15 protein-coding genes are annotated in these 16245 nt (G+C 73.6%); 7 read left to right on the top strand and 8 right to left on the bottom strand.

Annotated features, from left to right (window positions below; translation table 11 throughout):
- The first annotated feature begins 8 nt into the window (after positions 1–8).
- Together IT780_RS17790 and IT780_RS17785 are read left to right on the top strand one after the other, a co-directional pair.
- Entirely contained in the window at positions 9–1172 is a 1164-nt protein-coding gene (locus IT780_RS17790; RefSeq protein WP_199512680.1) for a mandelate racemase/muconate lactonizing enzyme family protein, read from the top strand.
- Positions 1169–2143, top strand: coding sequence for an aldo/keto reductase (locus IT780_RS17785; RefSeq protein ID WP_199512679.1), 975 nt, complete (start codon positions 1169–1171; stop codon positions 2141–2143). Before IT780_RS17790 ends, IT780_RS17785 begins: the two co-directional genes overlap by 4 nt.
- Here IT780_RS17785 and IT780_RS17780 read toward each other — a convergent pair.
- The 4 genes from IT780_RS17780 to IT780_RS17765 are packed head-to-tail and all read right to left on the bottom strand — an operon-like array spanning position 2140 to position 6058.
- Positions 2140–2892 (bottom strand): FadR/GntR family transcriptional regulator, encoded by a 753-nt coding sequence (locus IT780_RS17780; RefSeq protein WP_199512678.1) that lies wholly within the window; start codon positions 2890–2892, stop codon positions 2140–2142. The genes IT780_RS17785 and IT780_RS17780 overlap by 4 nt on opposite strands.
- 23 nt (positions 2893–2915) lie before the next feature.
- Entirely contained in the window at positions 2916–3686 is a 771-nt protein-coding gene (locus tag IT780_RS17775) for a FadR/GntR family transcriptional regulator (RefSeq protein WP_199512677.1), read from the bottom strand.
- A 42-nt stretch (positions 3687–3728) separates the two neighbouring features.
- Positions 3729–4736, bottom strand: coding sequence for a polyprenyl synthetase family protein (locus IT780_RS17770; protein WP_199512676.1), 1008 nt, complete (start codon positions 4734–4736; stop codon positions 3729–3731).
- A complete protein-coding gene (locus IT780_RS17765; protein ID WP_233412984.1) occupies positions 4733–6058 on the bottom strand; it encodes a cytochrome P450 in 1326 nt (441 codons plus the stop codon). Before IT780_RS17765 ends, IT780_RS17770 begins: the two co-directional genes overlap by 4 nt.
- Positions 6059–6212: 154 nt before the next feature.
- Between IT780_RS17765 and IT780_RS17760 the strand changes: the two genes are divergently transcribed.
- The 4 genes from IT780_RS17760 (at position 6213) to IT780_RS17745 (ending at position 11190) form a co-directional block, all read left to right on the top strand.
- Positions 6213–7409 carry a cytochrome P450 gene (locus tag IT780_RS17760; protein WP_199512675.1) on the top strand — a complete coding sequence of 399 codons (1197 nt, stop codon included), beginning with the start codon at positions 6213–6215 and terminating at the stop codon, positions 7407–7409.
- A 5-nt stretch (positions 7410–7414) separates the two neighbouring features.
- A complete protein-coding gene (locus IT780_RS17755) occupies positions 7415–8353 on the top strand; it encodes a terpene synthase family protein (RefSeq protein WP_199512674.1) in 939 nt (312 codons plus the stop codon).
- The gene (locus IT780_RS17750) at positions 8350–9849 is read left to right on the top strand and encodes a hypothetical protein (RefSeq protein ID WP_199512673.1); all 1500 of its coding nucleotides are present in this window, start codon (positions 8350–8352) and stop codon (positions 9847–9849) included. The genes IT780_RS17755 and IT780_RS17750 overlap by 4 nt, the downstream gene beginning before the upstream one ends.
- Before the next feature lie 102 nt (positions 9850–9951).
- The gene (locus IT780_RS17745; RefSeq protein ID WP_199512672.1) at positions 9952–11190 is read left to right on the top strand and encodes a cytochrome P450 family protein; all 1239 of its coding nucleotides are present in this window, start codon (positions 9952–9954) and stop codon (positions 11188–11190) included.
- 72 nt (positions 11191–11262) lie between these two features.
- Here IT780_RS17745 and IT780_RS17740 read toward each other — a convergent pair whose 3' ends face one another.
- Both IT780_RS17740 and IT780_RS17735 read right to left on the bottom strand, forming a co-directional pair.
- Positions 11263–11775 carry an ester cyclase gene (locus IT780_RS17740; protein WP_199512671.1) on the bottom strand — a complete coding sequence of 171 codons (513 nt, stop codon included), beginning with the start codon at positions 11773–11775 and terminating at the stop codon, positions 11263–11265.
- Positions 11776–11801: 26 nt separating this feature from the next.
- Positions 11802–12296, bottom strand: a complete 495-nt coding sequence (locus tag IT780_RS17735) for an ester cyclase (RefSeq protein WP_199512670.1) — start codon at positions 12294–12296, stop codon at positions 11802–11804.
- Between the two features lie 142 nt (positions 12297–12438).
- On the opposite strand from IT780_RS17735, the gene IT780_RS17730 reads away from it, so the two are divergent.
- Positions 12439–13671, top strand: a complete 1233-nt coding sequence (locus IT780_RS17730; RefSeq protein ID WP_199512669.1) for a cytochrome P450 family protein — start codon at positions 12439–12441, stop codon at positions 13669–13671.
- Positions 13672–13676: 5 nt separating this feature from the next.
- Here the strand turns inward: IT780_RS17730 and IT780_RS17725 are convergent, their stop codons facing one another.
- Complete coding sequence (locus IT780_RS17725) at positions 13677–15785, bottom strand: oxidoreductase (protein WP_199512668.1); 2109 nt, start codon at positions 15783–15785, stop codon at positions 13677–13679.
- 90 nt (positions 15786–15875) lie between these two features.
- On the bottom strand, positions 15876–16235 hold the full coding sequence (locus IT780_RS17720) for an MmcQ/YjbR family DNA-binding protein (RefSeq protein ID WP_199512667.1): 360 nt from the start codon (positions 16233–16235) through the stop codon (positions 15876–15878).
- Positions 16236–16245: the final 10 nt, after the last annotated feature.

Below are 16245 nucleotides of genomic sequence, written 5' to 3'. Positions count from 1 at the left end.
GAGCAACTGTGAAGGTCACCGGGTACCGCAGCGTGACGACCGAGCACAACTGGGGGCGGCTGATCGGCGACGCCAACGGAGTGATGTCGCGGCCGCGTACCGACGTGCACGTGCTGATTCTCGAGACCGACGAGGGGATCGACGGGGTGGGGATCGGTCCGCACGAGGACGTCGAGCGGGTGTTCGGCGCCGTGGAGGGGCAGGATCCGCGCGCCGTGACGGCGCTCTACGACCGGATGCTCGCCTGGGTGTTCAAGACCGGGCACGCGGGCGCGACGTTCGGCGCGATCGGCGCCATCGACCTGGCATTGTGGGATCTCAAGGCGAAAGCTGCCGGCGAACCCCTCTGGCGTACGCTCGGCGCCCTCGACCGGTTCGTGCCCGGCTACGCGTCCGGCCTCGACATCGCGCTCGACGACGACCGGCTCGCCGACCTCTATGCGGAGTTCGCCGACCGGGGCTTCAGCTCGGGCAAGCTGAAGGGGGGCAGGAACCTGGAACACGACCTGCGCCGGCTGACGATCCTGCGCGACGTGCTGGGCCGCAACTCCGCCCATCCCGCCCTGATGTTCGACGCCAACGAGTCGTGGAACAGGTCGCAGGCCGTCCGGTACGTGACCGCGCTGGAGCGTACGGTCGATCTCGCCTGGGTCGAGGAGCCGGTGCGCCGCTGGGACGCCGCCGGGCTCGCCTCGGTGCGCCGCGGGATCCGGGCGGGCGTCGCGACCGGCGAGAACCTCACCGGCCTCGAGCAGTACCGGCCGTTGCTGGATGCTGATGCGGTCGACGTCGTCCAGGTCGGCAACGTCTGGGGCATCACCCACTTCCTCCGGGTCGCCGCCGTGGCGCACAGCCACGACCTGCCGGTGAGCCCGGTGGCCTACCACGCCAACCCGGTGGCGCACGCCGCCGCGGCGGTACCCAACCATCTGGCGTTCGAGGTGCAGGGTCTCAGCGCGCCGATCGGCCTGCGGGTCGACCAGGAGTACGACGACGGAGGCATCGTGCTCGGCGACGCACCGGGTATCGGCATCGAGGTCGACGAGGACGGCATCGTCGCCGCGCGGGCCGCGGACCCGGCCGCACGCCACGCCGGGCCGCACGTCCGCCCCGGCCGCGCCGGCCTGCGCCTGGTTCCCGAATCCGTGCGGGAGCGGGCAGAGCTCTCATGACGATCCTCGACCGGGCGCGGACCCGGCACGGCGTTCTCGGCTTCGGCGGCGCACCGGTGGGCAACTTCGCCCGGCCGATGGACGACGACGAGGCGCGGCGCACGATGGAGCGGGCCTGGGACGCCGGTCTGCGCTACTTCGACACCGCACCGCACTACGGTCTCGGTCTGTCGGAGCGGCGCATCGGAGCCGCGTTGCGCGAACGGCCGCGCGACGATTTCGTCGTGTCCACGAAGGTCGGCCGGCTGCTCGTTCCCCACCCCCGGCCGGCCGCGAGCGACACGGAGGGATTCGCCGTTCCCGGCGACCTCGTCCGCAGCTGGGACTTCTCCCCGGCGGGAGTGCGGCGCTCACTGGAGCAGAGCCTGTCCCGGCTGGGTCTCGACACGGTCGACATCGCCCTCGTCCACGATCCCGACCAGGCGTGGGAGGGCGCCGCGCGGGAGGGTCTCGCCTCGCTGGCGCCGCTGAAGGCCGCCGGCCTCGTCAAGGCCGTGGGCATCGGAACCAACTCCACCGCCGGGCTTCGCGACATCATCGAGGACGGCCTCGTCGACGTGGTGATGCTGGCCAACCGTTACTCCCTGCTGGAGCACAGCGGCCTCGACGAGGTTCTCGTCCCGGCGCTGAGCGCGGGCGTGCCGGTCGTCGCCGCGGGGGTCTTCGGCACCGGCCTCCTGGCCACCACGCGACCGGTTCCCGGAGCCACCTACGAGTATCGTCCGGCCGACCCGGAGGTGACGGCACGAGCGGGCCGCATCGCGTCGATCTGCGCCGACCATGGTGTCGACCTGCCCGCCGCGGCGCTCGCCTTCCCGCGCCTGCACCCGGCCGTCGACGCCATCGCCGTCGGCATGCGCTCACCGCAGGAGGTCGATGACGATCTGCGGCACTTCGAGTGCGCCGTCCCCGCGCAGTTGTGGCGCGATCTCGTTGCGGAGGGTCTCATCCCGGCGCGGAGCGTGCCTTAGCGTTTTTCGCCGTCCGGGGAGGGGCCGAACCGGCGCTGCTGCCAGGAGCCGATGATGTGGTCGCGCATCGCCTGCTCCGCCGCCGCGACGTCCTGGCGGGCGATGGCGTCGACGACCACGGCGTGCTGGTCGATGGTGGAGCTGAACGCTCCCTCGTACCCCATGCCGTGGTATCTGGTGCTCTCGAGCGCGCGGCGGTAGAGGCGCTTGGTGATGTTCTCGGCCAGACGGTTCCGGGAGAGCTCCATCACCGTGAGGTGGAAGACCACGTCGGCCTGGCGGAACGAGTCGCTCTCGTGCTGCATGTCGCGCATGACCTGCAGCGCGTGCTCGACGCGGGTCAGTTCCTCGGCGGTACGGTGTGCCGCCAGCGCGCCGGCCATCGCGGCCTCGAGGTTTCCCCGCACGACGGTCAGCTCGTCCAGCACGCCCAGCGACTCGTCGTTGTCGATGAGCGCGGAGAGCACGATCGGGTCGAGCATGTTCCACGAGCCGGATCGGGCGACCTGGGTGCCCCGGCCCTGGCTGATGATCACCAGGCCCTTCTCCTCGAGCCGCTTGGCCGACTCGCGGATGACGGTGCGGCTCACCCCGAAGTGCTCGCTGAGCGGACCCTCGGGCGGCAGCAACTGGCCCTCGGCCAGCTGTCCGGTGACGATCAGCTCGACCAGCTCCGTCACGACGGCGACGCTCAGCCGCTCGGCGCGGCGCCGGGGTGGCAGCTTGAACGCGTCGGGTTGAGCCGTCATGGCCCGTACCTTACCGAGCGATCTCAGCGGCGCAGCCGGGCCGGGTCGCCGGCGCCGCCGCGGCGGACCAGCCAGGCATCGGTGATGTGGGTGAACATGGCCTCGGCGGCGCCGGCCGGGTCGCCCGCCGCGATGCGCTCGTAGATGCGCCGGTGCCCCTGGTTGGAGGCCACGCACAGCGCCCGCTCCGGCCGTCCCAGGTAGCGCGCGGTGTTGACCACCTGGCTCTCCAGCGACCGCACCACGGCACGGGCGATGCGGTTCCCCGACGTCCGCATGATCGTGTCGTGGAAGGCGCGGTCCTGCTCGGCGTACGCGACGTGATCGCCGACCAGGTCGTCCATCCGGCCGACCAGCGCACGCAACTGCTCGACCGCCTCAGCTCCGGCCACGCGGGCGGCCACATTCGCCATGTCAGCCTCGAGAAGGCGGCGGGTGACGACAAGGTCGTCGAGGACCATGACACCGTCGTCCTCGGTGATGGTCGCGCCCAGCACGAGTTCGTCGAGCATGTCCCACATCGCCGGCGGGGTGACCACCGTGCCGGCGCCCTGGCGTACCTGCACCAGGCCCTTCTCCTGCAGGAGCTTGACGGCTTCGCGGACGACCGTGCGGCTGACGCCGAAACCGTCCACCAGGAGCGGTTCGGGGGGCAGGGAGCTGCCGGGCGGGTGCACGCCTCGCACGATGCGTTCCACGAGCTCGGCGGTGATCGCGCGGGCGAGGTTGGCCGGTCGCCGGTGCCGGGCAGGCGGAAAGAGCCGGCTCACGGCAGCGTTCTCCGATTCCGTCATGGTGCCCTCCACCGTCGCCACCTCGCCCACACATCATACGTATTAGCTATCGACCAGGTGCCGGCGGTGCGGCGGGACGCGGGTGAGCTGGCGGCGTACGTACCGGCCGGGCAGCGCGGCCAGCGCACGGACCGTGAGGTGATCGCCGAAGCCGGCGGCCGCGACGAGCGTGCGCTCCGCGTGCCGGGCCAGGTTCCAGGCGAGGGTGACTGTCGCGCCCACGCCGTGCTCGCAGAGCAGGGCGCGCGCCCGGCGCCGCTCGTGGTCGTCGAGCCCCGGACGCAGCAGGGTGCGCAGCTCGGGGCTCGCCGCGAGGGCGTGCACGGCCGGGGGCGTGACGATCCCGGCGGCGAAGTCGGCGCCGGTGGGCTTGCCGAGCAGGTCGTCGGTGCTCACCACGTCGAGCACGTCGTCGACCAGCTGCAGGCAGGTGCCGAAGGCCAGCCCGAAGGCGTCGAGGGCGGACGCCAGCCGGGGGTCGGCGCCGGCTGACTCGGCGCCCAGCCGGCAGGCGGCGCGCAGCAGGGCGCCGGTCTTCGCCTCGGCGGTGCCGATCGCCTCGGCGAGGCTCAGCCCGGCGCGGTACCGGCCGGCCAGCTCGCGTGCCTCGCCGCGGCACAGGTCGCCCAGGGTGGACGAGATCGCGGCCGCGGTCCGGGCGTCCACGCCGGCGGCCACCTCACCGGCCAGCGCGATGAGCGCGTCGCCCGCGACGATCGCCATCGCCGGTCCCTCGGCGGCGTTCACCGTGGGCACCCCGCGGCGGACCGCGGCGGCGTCGATCAGGTCGTCGTGCACCAGCGAACTGCAGTGCAGCAGCTCCACGGCGACCGCCGAGCCGAGGGTGGCCGGGGTGAGCGCGCCGCCCGCGCAGGCGGCCGCCGACAGCACGAGGGTGGGCCGCAGCCGCTTGGCCGGTGCGGTGACGATCCGGCGGCAGGGCCCGGTGAGCGGCTCGGGCACGCCGGCCACCCGCTCGGCGAGCCCGTCCTCGATCGCGGCGAGCCACTCCGCCGCGACGCCCGGGACCCGGGCCGGCGCGAGCGTCACCGCGCCTCGAGACGCATGCGCAGCCCGCGGGGGCGCAACGTGGTGTCGACCGTACGGCGCACCGGACGGCCCGGTACGGGGCGCAGCCGCCACCGCCGGGTGATCGCCGCGAGCGCCAGCGTCGCCTCGGTCATGGCGAAGGTGTCGCCCAGGCACTTGCGCGCACCGGCGCCGAACGGGATGAAGACGCCGCGCGCGGGCGGGCCGGCGCTCGTACCGTCCCACCGGTCGGGGTCGAAGCGTTCCGGGTCGTCGAACAGGTCGGCGCGGTGGTGCATCAGGTACGGGCTGAACGCCACGGTCGTCCCCGCGGGGATGTCGTGCTCGCCCAGCCGGGTGGCGGCGGTCGTACGCCGGGTGAACAGCCAGCCGGGCGGGTACACGCGCAGCGTCTCGGTGACGATGCGGCCGGTCAGGTCGAGCGACGGCAGGTCCCCGGGGCCGGGCAGGTCCCCGCTCAGCGCGTCGACCTCGCGGTGCAGCCGGTCCTCCAGGTCGGGGCGTTCGCCCAGGACGTGCAGCGCCCAGGCCAGGACGCTCGCCGCGCTCTCCGTACCGGCGAGGAACAGCGTCACCACCTGGTCGTGGATCTCGTCGTCGGTGAACCCGGGGCCGTCCGATCCGACCAGCACGCTGAGGATGTCGCCGCGGTCCGTACCGGTACGCCGGTAGTCGGCGACGAGGTCACCGACCGTGCGTCGGAGCCGGTTGCGGGCGGCCCGGTAGCGCAGGTTGCCGGGCAACGGCACCCGGTCGAGCGGGGCGGGCAGGAACATCCGGCGGTAGATCCCGGCGAGCACGGTGGCGAAGTCGTCCAGCGCTGTGGCGAGCGTCCGCGGCGGCAGGCTGGTCGCGGCGAACATGGCCTCCACGACGGTGCCACCGGTCAGCGTCAGCATCTCGTCCAGCACGTCGATCTCCCGGCCGTCGCGCCACCGGCCCAGGACCGTGGCGATCTGCCGGCGCATCCCCTCGGCGTAGTGCGGGAGCCGTGCGGGGTGGAAGGCCGGGCGGGCCAGCCGGCGCTGACGCTGGTGCTCGTCGTGCGGGCACGTGCCGACGCCGTTGCCCACCACTTCCCGCCCGCGCTCCACGAGCAGCCCACCCTTGTCGAACGTACGGTCGTCCAGCAGCACCGCACTGGTCAGCTGGGGGTCGCAGACGAGCGCCGCACGGGCGGGCCCGAGGCGGATCCAGACGACGTCGCCGTACGCGGGAAGGCTCTGCACGAAGCGCAGCGGGTCGCGCAGCAGCGGCCAGGCGTGACCCAGCAGCGGCCAGGCGCGGGGCGCGCGGATGGTGGGACGGCGTGTCAGCGTCATGACCCCTCCCGGCGTCGGCGGTCAGACCGACGCTAGGCCGCCCGCGTGCGGCGCAGCTTGTTCCTCCTTGCGGTTGTCGCCGTGCCTGAGCAACGGGCGAGAAGCGCCCGGACGGGTGCGCTGGAACGATCGGCCGCGGGGGAGGTGCGGATCGATGACCAGTGACGTCGCGCTGCCCGCCGGCCGGCTCGGGTTTCCCTTCGCGCGTACCGACGTGCTGCGCCCCGATCCGATCTACCGGCGGCTGCGCGCCGAGCGCCCGGTCGCCCCCGTCACCTTGGCCAACGGGGTCGGCGCGTACCTGGTCACCCGGTACGCCGACGTCCGCGTGGTGCTCGAGGACGCGCGGTTCAGCCGGGCCGCGTTGTCCCGGACGGCGCCCGGTGAGCTTGTCGCGTACGCGCCACCCGCCGCCCCCGCGTCCACCGAGGACGGTCACTCGATGCCGTACGAGCTGGTGAACCGGTGGTTCACGGCGCGGGCGGTGGAACGGTTGCGCCCGCGGACCGCCCGGATCGCGGACGAGCTGCTGGACCGCCTCGTCGCCACGGGACCGCCGGCCGACCTCGTCGCCGCGTACACCGCGGTGCTGCCGATGACCGTGATCGGCGAGCTGGCCGGCATCCCCGCCGCCGACCGGCCGCTGCTGCGTGACCTGGCTCCGCTGGTGACCGTCGACTCGCCCGGCCCGGAGTCACGGGCGGCGTCCGCAACGGTGTTCCAGTACTTCCGGACCGCCCTCGAGCAGCGCCGCCGGGCCGCCACCGACGACCTGCTCGGCGCGCTGGTCGCGGCCGACGCCCGCCGCGGCGCCGTGCACCCGGAACGGCTGGCCACGCTCGCCATGCGGGCCTGCCTGCCCGCGATGCACTCCGTCTCGGTGGTGCTGAGCAAAGCCGTCCCGATCCTGCTGCGCCAGCCCGAGATGTACGCCGCCGTACGCGACGACGACGAGCTGACCGTGCCGGTGGTGGAGGAGCTGCTGCGGCTCACCACGCCCGCCTCCGCCGCGCTGCCCCGGCTCGCCCGCTGCGACGTGGAGCTCTCCGGGGGCACGGTGCCCGAGGGCGCGGTGGCCGTCGCGAGCCTGGAATCGGCCAACAGCGACGAGGAGCACTACCCGGATCCGGAGCGCATCGTCACCGGGCGCGGCGCCGCCGACCACACGACGTTCGGCCGGGGCAGCAACTTCTGCCTCGGCGCGGCGCTGGCCCGGATGGAGGTGCAGGTGGCGGTGGCGGCCCTGACGCGGCGGCTGCCCGGGCTCGCGCTCGCCGTGCCCGAGAGCGAGCTGCCGGTGCGTACCGGGGTCATCGCCCCGGACGTGACGGCGCTCGCGGTGCGGTGGTGAAGGCCATGCCCGAGGTGTACTGCCCGTTCACCGTACGGGCGAGCCCGTACGCCGACGACGCCGAGCGGTTCCTGGTGCGCAGCCTCGAGCAGACCGGTGCGGGACCGGAGCTGGGCACCATCGGCATAGGACGGCTGGCCGGACTGGCGTACCCGGAGGCGTCCCGCGAGGCGTTGCGCATCGCGGCGCTCTGGTTCGCGTTCTTCTGGCTCTTCGACGAGGCCTGGGCCGACCGGCTGCCCCGGCACGAGGTGCCCCGGCTGGGCGGCGTGCACCGGCGGGTGGCCTCGGTGCTGGCCGGGGCGCGTACCGGTCCCGGCGACGACCCGGCGGTGCGGATGCTCGGCCTGCTCGGTGACGCGATCGCGGCGTGGCGGCCCGGCTGGGACACCACCGCCTTCCACCACGAGATCCTGCGCTACCTGCGCGCCACGCTCTGGGAGGTCGAGCTGCGCCGGCGCGGCGCGGTGCCGACGCTGGCGGAGTACCTGCGGATGCGCCCGCTCACCGCTGCCGTGCCGCCGTCGCGGGAGCTCTCCTTCCTCCTCTGCGACCTGCGGCTCGACCCGGTGCTGCGGACCCACCCGGCCGTGCAGCTCGCCGGCGCCGCCGCCGGGGACTACTCCTGCTGGGTCAACGACCTGTGCTCGCTGGAGACCGAGCGGGGAGCCACCATGAACCTCGTCGTCGTCGCCGAGCGGGAGTTCGGCTGGGCGCGGCACCGGGCGGCGGCCTGGGTGGCGACCGTGGCCCGGGGCGAGGTCGAGACGTTCCGGTCGGTGCGGGAGAGCCTGCCGGCCACCGTGCTCGTCGGCGTCGACCTGCCCGGTGCTGCCGCGGATCTGGAGCGGTACCTGAGCCACTACGAGGGCTGGTTCGTGGCCAGCGCGCGCTGGATGCCCCGCACCCCGCGGTACCGCCCCGTCGCCGAGGTCGCGCCATGACCGCGCTGCTCTCGGACGTCGCCGGCGAGGTCGGCCGCCGGCTGCTCGCCATCCGGCGCGCGCCGACCAGCGATCTGGGACCGTCCTGGTACGACACGGCCCAGGTGCTCCGGTTCCGGCTGCGGGAGCCCCGGCTGCTGCCCGAGGATCTCGCGTACGCCGGTCTCGTGTCCCTGCTCGAGGCGCAGCAGCCGGACGGAGGCTGGGGACCGCCGGAAACGCCCCGCGGCTATCGGGCCGTTCCGACGCTCGCCGCCGCCACCATGCTGTGCGCCCTGCTCACGGCACAATCGCCGGAGCCGATGGGTACGCGCGCAGCCACGGCGACCCGCTCGGCGCTGACCTACCTGACCGCCGACCCGTACGCGCTCGCCCCTGCGGCGCTGCCCGACCTGATCGCGGTGGAGTTCACCGTCCCCGCCCTGCTGGAGTCGCTGGAACGGGCTCTCGCCCCGGATGACGCGGCGCTGCCGGGCGTACGCGTGGCGTTGAGCCTGCACCGCGACGGACTGCGAGCGCTGCACCGGCAACGCGCCGCGGCCACCTCCGGCGCTCGCCTGCCCGTGGCGGCCCACTACTCCCTGGAGGTCCTCGACGGGCTGCCGGCCGCGTTCGCCGTGCGGCCGTTCGCGGACGGATCGCTGGCCTGCTCCCCGGCGGCCACCGCGGCGGCAGCGGCGTGGAGCGCCCGGCCGTCCGCGGACGCGGTCGGCTACCTGACGGCCGAGGGCCGGCGGCTGGGCGGCGCCTGGCCCACGGTCGCGCCGGTGACCGTCTTCGAGGCGGCGCATCTGGTCGGTGTGGCGGACCGGGCCGGGCTGACGCTGCCGGCGGCGGTGGGCGCCGAACTCGCGCCCTGGCTCGCGGCCGGGCTCGGTGAGGGCGGGTGTGGTGCCGGGCCCGCGCTGGCGCCGGACAGCGACGACACGGCCATCGTGCTGCTGGCCCTGCAGGCGCTGGGCCGGCCGGCGGACGTACGGCTGCTGGCGCCGTACGAGCAGCCGACACACTTCGCCACGTTCCCGGGCGAGCGGAGCGTGTCGTCCTCGACCAACGCGCACGTCCTCGAGGCGCTGTGCGGGGCCCGCAGCCGCGACGCCTTCGTCCGCCGGGGGATCGCGGTGGCCGCGACCTACCTGCTCGAGGTGCAGCACCCCGACGGGCACTGGGACGACAAGTGGCACGCGTCGCCGTACTACGCCACGGCGAGCGCGGTGGTCGCGTTGCGCCGATGCCGGGATCCGCGGGCGCGGGCTGCCGTCGCCCGCGCGGCCGGCTGGACCCGCGACACCCGGCGATCCGACGGCTCCTGGGGCCGCTGGGAAGGCACGCGCGAGGAAACGGCGTACGCGTGGCAGATCTCCGGCGCCGCGGCCGGCGCGCGGCTGCCCGAGACCCTCGGCGGGGCCGCGCTGTGGCACGCGAAGGAGCTGTACGAGCCCCGGCGCATCACCGGCACGCTCGCCCTGATCGCCGCCGCCGGCGGACCCGGCTGAAACCGCAAGCGGCAGGAAAGAAAGCGCAGGTCACGCCGGTAGGTTCGGCCCATCGGCGGGTCCGGCCGCGCGTCGGGCGGCCCGCGCTGAAGGGAGCGGCACATGACCGGACTCAGAACCTTCGACATCCTCGATCCCGCCTTCAAGGCCGACCCGTACAGCCGGTACGCGCGCCTGCGCGAGGACGAGCCCGCGGCCCGGGTCGTGCTGCCCGACGGGCGCGAGGCGTGGCTGCTGACCCGCTACGCCGACGTGTCGGCGGTGCTCATGGACCGCGACCGGTTCAGCACCCGGTCGTTCCTGGGCCAGATCGACGAGGGCCCGGAGCTGCCGCCGCACGTCCGCGGGGTCTACATGCTGTTCAACGAGATCATGTTGGGCAAGGACCCGCCGGAGCACACCCGGCTGCGCAAGCTCGTGCAGAAGGCGTTCACCGCGCGCCTCGTCGAAGGGCTGCGGCCGAACGTCCAGCGGCTGGCCGACCGGCTGCTCGACGCGGTCGAGGAGCGTGCCGCGGCGACCGGCGAGCGCACGATGGACGTGATCGCCGACTACGCGTTCCCCATCCCGGTCACCATCATCATGGACCTGCTCGGCGTGCCCGAGGAGCGGCGGGCCGACATCCGGCGCTGGTCGACCGCGCTGGCCGCCTTCGACGGCAGCCTGGAGCTCGCCGAGCGGATCGCGCCCGAGGTCGACATGTTCATCGACTATCTGCGCGAGCTGACCGCGCAGAAGCGGCGGGACCCGGCCGACGACCTGATCAGCGCCCTGGTGCACGTCGAGGAGGACGGCGACCGCCTCTCCGAGGACGACCTGCTCGCGATGGTCTACGTGCTGATCTTCGCCGGGCACGAGACGACGCTGCATCTCATCGGCAACGGCACGCTGGCCCTGCTGACCCACCCCGGCCAGCCGGAGCTGCTGCGCCGCGATCCGGGGCTGCTGCGCGGCGCCGTCGAGGAACTGCTGCGGTTCGACCCGTCGGTGGAGGTGCCGCGGGCCCGCGTGGCGCTGGCGGACGTCGAGCTGGCCGGCGTCACGATCAGACGCGGCGACGTGGTGCTGGTCTCGATCGCCAGCGCCAACCGGGATCCGCGGGCGATCCCCGGTGGTGACACGCTCGACGTGACCCGCGCCGGGTCCCACCACCTGACGTTCGGCAAGGGCATCCACGTCTGCGTCGGCGCGCCGCTGGCCCGCGTCGAGGGACAGGTGGCATTCGAGACGCTGCTGCGCCGCATGCCGGACCTGGCGCTCGCCGTCGACCCGGCGGAGCTGACGTACCGCCCGGGCGGCATCTTCCTGCGGGGACTGTCCGCGCTGCCGGTGACCTTCTGAGACGGCGGACGGCCGGTGGGGATCCGATGAGGAACCCGCCGGCCGTCCGTGCCGGGATGTCCGGCGGCGTCGTCAGTCCAGCCGGCGCCGGCCGGTACGCCGGTTGCGGCCCATCAGCCCGTCACGGATCAGCTGACGCTGCATCTCGCGGTCGAGCTGGCCGGTACGGGCGAGGGCGTGCACACGCGCCTTGGAGTAGTAGTCCCAGTGCTCGACGATCTTGCCGTCGGCGAGCCGGATGAGGTCCGCGCCGTTGACGTGCACGCGGTCGCCCCGGCCCGCGCGACGGCCGTACAGCCGGCCGCGATGGCTGCCCTCCATCCGCCAGCCGATGAACGCGTACTTGTCGTCCGCGATCACCACCTCCTCGGTGTACCGCTGGTCGGGGAACGCCTCGCGGGGCAGGGCGATCTCCGACGGCGAGGGCCGGCCGCCGCGCGCCGCCAGCCCCAGCGGGTGCGGGAAGAACCGCACCGCCCGCTCGTCGAGCAGGCTCTCCGGCAGGTGGGTCTCGCCGTGTTCGTTCCAGGAGGCGACGAGTTGCCGGGCCACCTCCCGGTTGGTCTCGCGTGCCGGACCGGGCATTGTGCTTCCTCCTCAGGAGTGGGTGGTCAGAGCATTCCGCCGGAGCGCAGGCTGGCGATCGCGTCGTCGTCGAGGGCGTCGATCAGGATCAGGGACTCCAGCCGTGGCTTGAGCCAGTGGTCCCAGTGCTCCAGGATGAGGCCGTTGCGGAACCGGATGACCTCGCCGCCGTGCAGTTCGAACTGCAACCCGGTGGGCGGTTTGCCGAAGATCCCGCCGGTGTCCGTCCCGGTGGCCACCCACGCCAGGAACACCTTGTCGCCGTCGGCGATCGTCACCTCCTCGCGGAACGTGATGTCGCCGAACGAGCTCTTCTGGAGGTCGATCTCGTTCTCCAGGCGCTGGGTCCCCGCCGGACGCGGAGAATTGCTGCGCAGTTCCGGATCCACGAACTGGGCGACGACACTTCTGTCCCCGGTCGAATAGGCATTGACCATGGCCCGGGTGACCTCGAGGTTACGGGCCTCTTCTGCGGTGTGTACTGGTTGGGAAATCTCCTGCGGTTCCGGCTCGTCTGGCATCGCTTCTCCCGATGGGAACTGGAAACACCACGGTGTCCGAAGACTAGCCACGCGACCGGCGGCGGGCTTTCTCCCGGCTTGCGAAAGCGAGCCGCAATCTGGGAGTAGCCGGTACGGCACGGCCGGCCCTACCGTCGCTCGGATGACGACGACGGCGAAGGTCGACCTCTTCGATCCCGGCTTCAACGCGGATCCGCACGCGACCTATCGGCGGTTGCGGGAGGAGGCGCCGGCGTGCCGGGTGACCATTCCGGACCGCGGCGAGGTCTGGCTGCTGACCCGCCACGCGGATGTGCTGGCCGTCCTGCGCGACGACACCCGTTTCTCGACCCGGGCCATGGTGTCGCAGGGCGCCGGCGCGCCCGTCGTCTCCCCGGGCGCACGCGGCGTGATGGCGCTGTTCGACTCGTTCATGTCCAGCAACGACCCGCCGGACCACACCCGGCTCCGGGCGCTGGTGCAGAAGGCGTTCACGCCCCGGCTCGTCGAGGGGATGCGCGGCTTCGTCCAGGACCTCGCCGACCGCCTGCTCGACGCCGTGCACGAGCGGGCCGACGCGACCGGGGACCGGTCGATGGACCTCATCGCCGACTACGCCTTCCCGCTGCCGGTCACGGTCATCATGAACCTGCTCGGCATCCCCGAGCAGGACCGGGAGGATCTGCGGCGCTGGTCCCGGGCGCTGGCCCGGTTCGACCGCAGCCCGGCCAGCGCGGAGGCGCTCACGGGCGAGCTCGTCCCGTACCTCGACTACGTGCGCGGCCTGCTCGAGGCGCGGCGGCGGGCGCCCGGCGACGACCTGCTCTCCGCCCTCGTCGCGCCGGACCGGGCCGACTCGCTGTCCGAGACCGAGCTCGTCTCGATGACGTTCGGGCTGACCTTCGCCGGCCACGAGACCACCACCCACCTGCTGGGCAACAGCGTCCTGGCCCTGCTGGAGCACCCCGGCCAGCTCGCTCGCCTGCGGACCGACCGGGACGCGATGCGATGGGCAGTGGAGGAGTTCCTGCGCTACGACGGCCCGATCGAGCTGCGCCGCCGGATCGCGCTGGAGGATGTCGAGGTGGGCGGGGTGCAGATCCGCCGCGGCGAGGTCGTGCTCGTGTCGCTGGCCGCGGCCGACCGGGACCCCGCGGTATTCGACGCCCCGGACCGGCTCGACATCACCCGCGAGGACACCCACCACGTGGCGTTCGGCCGGGGCGTGCACGCGTGCCTCGGGGCGCCGCTGGCGCGGCTGGAGGCGGAGATCGCGCTGAGCACCCTGCTGCGCCGGATGCCGGACCTGCGCCTCGCCGTACCGCGCGACGAGCTGCAGTGGAAGCCGAGCGGCCTGCACCTGCGCGGGCTGGCCGCCCTCCCGTTGCGTTTCTGACCTGCTCAGCCCGGATCCGGGGCGGTCCGCAACGCCGCCGCGGGACGGGCGAACGCCTCGGCGGCGATCGGGCGCAGCAGCTGCTCCATCGTGGTCCGCGGGGCGTCCGCCTCGCCGATCAGCCGGGCGAACTGCTGCCCCTCGAACGTCGCCTCGGCCAGCCCGCGCGGCGCCAGGGCGTCCCCCACCAGGAATACCTGCCCGGCCGCGCCCGCCAGCAGGCCGGCGAGGCCGGCCCGCGGCTTGCGCATCGTGGCCATCACCACGGCCGAGACGCCCGGCAGGGTCTCCTCCTCGTCGGTGAAGACGTCGTAGAGGGTGACTGTGCCGGGGTCGATGCGGCGCAGATGCTTCCGGGTCCGCAGGCGTACGCCGAGCTGCGCCAGCCGCTGCAGGATCAACGGCAGGTGGCCGTCGAAGATCAGGGCCGGGACCAGCTGCGGGTGCCGCGTCACGAGGTGCACCTGCGCGCCGCGGCCGGCCAGGACCTCCGCCACCCCGACGCCGGTCTGCAGGCCCTCGTCGTCCAGCACGACGACGGTGCCGGTGGGCGAGATCCGGCCGCCGAGCACATCCTCCGGCGTGATCACGAGGTCCCGGTCGTGGCCGGGCACGGCGGCCGGCAGGAAGCCGCTCTCGCCGGTGCGGGCGTACCGGGCGCCGGTGGCGACGACGACGGCGTCCGGGCGTTCGGCCAGGACGGTCGCGCGGTCAGCTGCCGTCCCGGTGCGGAGCTCGACGCCGAGGCGGGCCAGCTCGCGCTCGTACCAGGAGACGGTCCGCGCGTGCACCTCCCGGCCGGGCAGGGCCGCCCACAGACCGAGCTGCCCCCCGGGCCGTTCGGCGCGTTCCAGCACGACGACCTCGTGACCGCGCAGGCGTGCCACCCGGGCCGCCTCCAGCCCGGCCGGTCCGGCGCCGGCCACGACGACCTTTCCCGTACGCGGGGCCGGCGTGAACGACGCGGTGCCCCAGCGCCGCTCCCGCCCGCTCGCCGGGTTGATCGCACAGCCGAAGGAGCCGGAGCTCTGTACGCCGGCGATGCAGTAGTTGACGGCCACGCACGTCCGGCTGTCCTCCTCGCGGCCCTCGCGCGCGTGCCGGATCAGCTCGGGCTCGGCGATGAGGCCCCTCGCCGCACCGACCATGTCAGCCACGCCCTCGGCCAGCATCCGTTCCGCATCGGCGATCGAGGTGACCCGGCCCAGCGAGCTGATCACCGCGACCTCCGGCGGCAGGTCCTTGCGGACCGCCGCGACGAGGTCCCGCAGGTGCAGCGGCGCGATCATCGACGGCGTCGTCATCAGCGTGGCCTGCTGCGGCTCGACGGCGATGTCCATGTCGGCGTAGTCGATCAGGTGCCGCCCGGCCAGCTCGGCGAGGATCTCGCGGACGTCGTCCGGGGTCAGCCCGCCGGGCATCCGCTCGTCGCAGATCATCCGTACGCCCAGCGCCACGTGCGCGCCGGCGGCTTCCCGTACGGCCTCGAGCGTCTCGATGAGCAGCCGCATCCGCCCGGCAGGGGTGGCACCGTACCCGTCCGTGCGGTGGTTGAAGTACGGCGACAGGAAGTGCTCCATGAGCACCCCGTGCGAGGCGTGGATCTCGATCCCGTCGTAGCCCGCCCGGTTCAGGTTCGCGGCGCCGCGGGCGTACATGTGAATGATCTCCGCGATCTCGGCGGTCGTCAGTTCGTGGCACGTGTCGAAGCGCTCGTAGCGCTGGTAGCTGGAGGCGCCCAGCACCGGCGTGCGGGGCGTCAACGGTTCCCAGGGCCCCGACGTCAGCGTCGAGTAGTGCAGCTGGCCGAAGATGCGCGAGCCGTGGTCGTGGACCATGTCGGCGACCGTGGCGAACGACGGCACCGACTCCGGGTACGCAGGGCAGGGCAGCCCGCCGAGCAGCGGCAGCACGGACAGGCTGTGGCCGAAGAGGGCCACGCCCGCCTCGGCGCGCGCGGCGTAGTAGTGGGCGAAGTCCTCCGACGGCACCCGGGTGCCGTGCGGCCCGGGCGCGACCAGCGGGATCCCGTGCGGCGGCATGAAGATGCGGTTGGCGACCTCCATCGGGCCGATCCGCAGCGGGCTGAAGACGTGCGGGTAGTCGCTGAGCACGGCGGGCTCCCATCTGCCGCCGCCGCGTGCGGCGACCCGCCCGGAACCCTAGGAGCGAACGGTGCCCGCGGTCTTCTCCCTGGTTGCGGGCTACGCGGGCCGGTCCTTCTTGGGCAGTTTCGAGACGATCAGACGGTACGACTCGTCGACCGCCTCGAGCACCTCGTCGTCCGGGATCGCCTCGCCGAAACGCAGATCGTTCCAGCCCGACCGGCCGATGTAGGCCATCACCGAGGCGTCCTCCGGGTAGCGCTTCAGCCACTCGTCCGCGCTGTCCCGGTTGGGCCCGCACTTGACGCCCACGCTGCCGTGGGTCTCCGGGCCGCCGCCCGAGCCGAGGAATGCGAAGATCTTCGGGCCCACCTTGACCACCGTGTCGCCCTCCCACGGCTGGTCCACCCACGCCCCGGGTTTCGCCAGGCAGTGCGCCAGCAACTCGTCCTTCGTCACACGCCCGACC

Source organism: Nucisporomicrobium flavum (assembly GCF_016464385.1).
GTDB classification, from domain to species: domain Bacteria; phylum Actinomycetota; class Actinomycetes; order Mycobacteriales; family Micromonosporaceae; genus Actinoplanes; species Actinoplanes flavus_A.
This window is presented reverse-complemented; position numbering and strand designations above follow the sequence as displayed.

Bases quoted from the DNA above. Each gene is read 5' to 3' on its own strand.
- IT780_RS17785 (WP_199512679.1), top strand. From the start codon at position 1,169: ATGACGATCCTCGACCGGGCGCGGACCCGGCACGGCGTTCTCGGCTTC.
- IT780_RS17780 (WP_199512678.1), bottom strand. From the start codon at position 2,892: ATGACGGCTCAACCCGACGCGTTCAAGCTGCCACCCCGGCGCCGCGCC.
- IT780_RS17775 (WP_199512677.1), bottom strand. From the start codon at position 3,686: ATGACGGAATCGGAGAACGCTGCCGTGAGCCGGCTCTTTCCGCCTGCC.
- IT780_RS17765 (WP_233412984.1), bottom strand. From the start codon at position 6,058: ATGACGCTGACACGCCGTCCCACCATCCGCGCGCCCCGCGCCTGGCCG.
- IT780_RS17760 (WP_199512675.1), top strand. From the start codon at position 6,213: ATGACCAGTGACGTCGCGCTGCCCGCCGGCCGGCTCGGGTTTCCCTTC.
- IT780_RS17755 (WP_199512674.1), top strand. From the start codon at position 7,415: ATGCCCGAGGTGTACTGCCCGTTCACCGTACGGGCGAGCCCGTACGCC.
- IT780_RS17750 (WP_199512673.1), top strand. From the start codon at position 8,350: ATGACCGCGCTGCTCTCGGACGTCGCCGGCGAGGTCGGCCGCCGGCTG.
- IT780_RS17745 (WP_199512672.1), top strand. From the start codon at position 9,952: ATGACCGGACTCAGAACCTTCGACATCCTCGATCCCGCCTTCAAGGCC.
- IT780_RS17740 (WP_199512671.1), bottom strand. From the start codon at position 11,775: ATGCCCGGTCCGGCACGCGAGACCAACCGGGAGGTGGCCCGGCAACTC.
- IT780_RS17735 (WP_199512670.1), bottom strand. From the start codon at position 12,296: ATGCCAGACGAGCCGGAACCGCAGGAGATTTCCCAACCAGTACACACC.
- IT780_RS17730 (WP_199512669.1), top strand. From the start codon at position 12,439: ATGACGACGACGGCGAAGGTCGACCTCTTCGATCCCGGCTTCAACGCG.